At 68.4% G+C, this 3038-nt stretch carries 2 protein-coding genes; both read right to left on the bottom strand.

The annotated features are described in order from the left end of the window. Window positions 1-89 precede the first annotated feature (89 nt). A complete protein-coding gene (gcl, locus tag NMN56_RS42840; RefSeq protein WP_283742576.1) occupies window positions 90-1868 on the bottom strand; it encodes a glyoxylate carboligase in 1779 nt (592 codons plus the stop codon). Window positions 1869-1972: 104 nt separating this feature from the next. Further along, window positions 1973-2875, bottom strand: coding sequence for a 2-hydroxy-3-oxopropionate reductase (locus tag NMN56_RS42835; protein WP_274047555.1), 903 nt, complete (start codon window positions 2873-2875; stop codon window positions 1973-1975). Between the last annotated feature and the right edge of the window lie 163 nt (window positions 2876-3038).

Genomic DNA, 3038 nt, shown 5'->3' with positions numbered 1-3038 from the left:
CTCCAGGGGCGGCGGGGCACTGCGTGACGAGCCACGGAGTAGTGGTAGTCGGCGATGCGCGGCGGAGGGGCGTTTTCTGGTCGAAGGGGTCAGGTCAGGGGGAGGGTGGCGGTGGGGGCGTGGGTGGGGGTGCTGGCCAGGTCTTCGAACTCGTTGACGGAGGCCAGGTCGCTGCCGCTCATGGAGATGTTGGTGACCCTCTCAAGGATCGCCTCCACCACTACGGGGACGCGGTGTTCGGCGGCGAGCTTCTTCGCTTCCTCGAAGGCGGGGAGGAGGTCTTCCGGTTGGGTGACGCGGAGCGCCTTGCAGCCCAGGCCCTCGGCGACCTTGACGTGGTCGACGCCGTAGGCACCCAGCTCGGGGGCGTTGAGGTTCTCGAACTCCAGGTTGACCTGGAAGTCGATGTCGAAGTTGCGCTGGGCCTGGCGGATCAGGCCGAGGTAGGAGTTGTTGACCAGGACGTGGACGTAGGGGATGCGGTGCTGGGCACCCACCGCCAACTCCTCGATCATGAACTGGAAGTCGTAGTCGCCCGACAGGGCGACGACGCTCGCCGAGGGGTCCGCCTTGGCGACACCCAGTGCCGCGGGGATGGTCCAGCCGAGCGGTCCCGCCTGGCCGCAGTTGATCCAGTGGCGCGGACGGTAGACGTGCAGGAACTGGGCTCCGGCGATCTGCGAGAGGCCGATCGTGGTGACGTAGCGCGTCTCGGGCCCGAAGGCGCGGTTCATCTCCTCGTAGACGCGCTGCGGCTTGAGCGGCACGTTGTCGAAGTGCGTACGCCGCTGAAGCGTCGCCTTGCGCTCCTGCGCCGAGGCCGCCCATGCGGAACGGTCGGGCAGGGTGCCGGCCGCCGCGCGTTCGCGGGCGATGTCCACGAAGAGGGTGAGCGCGGCGTGCGCGTCGGAGACGATGCCGTAGTCCGGGGCGAAGATCTTGCCGATCTGGGTCGGTTCGATGTCGACGTGGACGAACGTGCGGCCCTCGGTGTAGGCCGCGAGGGCGCCGGTGTGCCGGTTGGCCCAGCGGTTGCCGATGCCGAGGACGAAGTCCGACTCCAGGAACGTCGCGTTGCCGTAGCGGTGCGAGGTCTGCAGGCCGACCATGCCGGCGTTCAGCGCGTGGTCGTCGCTGATGGCGCCCCAGCCCATCAGGGTGGGGATGACGGGGATGCCGGTGATCTCGGCGAACTCCACGAGCAGCGCGGAGGCGTCGGCGTTGATGATGCCGCCGCCCGCGACGATCAGCGGGCGCTCGGACTCCGCCAGCATGTCGAACGCCTTCTCCACCTGACGGCGGGACGCGGCGGGCCGGTGCGGCACCAGCGGCTCGTACATGTCCGGGTCGAACTCGATCTCCGTCATCTGCACGTCGATCGGCAGGTCGATGAGGACGGGGCCGGGACGGCCCGAGCGCATCAGGTGGAACGCCTCCTGGAAGACGCCGGGGACCTGCGCCGCTTCCTTGACCGTGGTCGACTTCTTGGTGACGGGCGCCGAGATGGAGGTGATGTCGACGGCCTGGAAGTCCTCCTTCTCGATCACCGCGACCGGCGCCTGCCCCGTGATGCACAGGATCGGTATCGAGTCGCCGAGCGCCGAGTACAGCCCGGTGATCATGTCGGTGCCCGCGGGCCCCGACGTACCGACGCACACCCCGATGTTGCCGGGCGCCGTACGCGTATAGCCCTCGGCCATGTGCGAGGCACCCTCGACGTGGCGGGCGAGCGTGTGCTCGATGCCGCCACTGGCACGGAGTGCCGCGTAGAACGGGTTGATCGCCGCACCCGGCACGCCGAAAGCGGTGTCCACACCCTCGCGCTTGAGGATCTCAACTGCCGCGCGGGCAGCGGTCATTCGAGCCATGACACTCTCCAGGTTCCGTACAGGTGGTGTCCGGGCGGCGGCGCCTGGGCGCGACAGGACAGTGTCAACGCCGCCGCCCGGGGTCAGTGGGGAGGGTTCGACCCTCAGTTGCCGCTCTCGCCGGACAGCCGCTTGACGCCGCGCACGAGCGCGGAGTGGTCGAGCTGGCCGTCGCCCTGCTGACGCAGCGCGGCGACGAGCTGCGCGACGAGCGCACCGGCGGGCACGGCCGCACCCACGGCGCGGGCCGCGTCCGTCACGATGCCCATGTCCTTGTGGTGCAGGTCGATCTTGAAGCCGGGCTTGTAGTTGCCCGCGAGGATGCCGGCCTTCTTACGGGTGAGCACGGTCGAGCCCGCGAGCCCGCCGTTCAGCACATCGAGCGCCGCCGTCAGGTCGACACCCGACTTCTCCAGGAAGACCACGGCCTCGGCGACGGCCTCGATGTTCACGGCGACGATCAGCTGGTTCGCCGCCTTCACCGTCTGACCCGAACCGTGCGGGCCGCACAGCACGATCGTCTTGCCCAACGCCTCGAAGACCGGCTTCGCCGCCTCGAACGTGTCCTGCTCACCGCCGACCATGATGGACAGCGCCCCCTCGATGGCCCCCGCCTCACCACCGGACACCGGCGCGTCCAGCACCGAAATGCCCTTCTCCTTCGCGGCGTTGGCCACTTCCTGAGAGGTCTGCGGTGTGATCGAGGACATGTCGATCACCAGGCCACCCTCCCGCAGATGGTCCAGAACGCCCCCCTCATGCAGGACGACCTCCTCGACCTGCGGAGAAGCCGGCACCATAGTGATCACCACATCGACGCCTGCCGCCACCTCCGCGATACTGCCGGCGGCCTTGCCCCCCTCCTTCACAAAAGCCTCAGTCTTGCTGCTGTCGCGGTTGTACGCGGTGACGTCGTACCCCGCCTTCAACAGATTCCGCGCCATCGGCGCACCCATGATGCCGAGACCGATGAAGCCGATACGGGTCGTGTCCGGGGTGTAGCTCATGACTGCCTTTCCATAAAAGTCTGCCAAGCCGAGAGGCCCCCCCATCTCCAAGGAAGCCTCCACCCCCCACCACTGAGGAAGCCTCCACTCCTCTCCCCTTCACGGAGCAAGCCCAACTGCGGCTTCACCCGATACGGGCGGGGGGAGTCCTAGAGGGGGGCGA

This window comes from Streptomyces iconiensis (assembly GCF_028657195.3).
GTDB lineage: Bacteria > Actinomycetota > Actinomycetes > Streptomycetales > Streptomycetaceae > Streptomyces > Streptomyces iconiensis.
The sequence above is the reverse complement of the archived record's forward strand: the minus strand, read 5'-3'. Positions and strand labels throughout refer to the sequence as shown.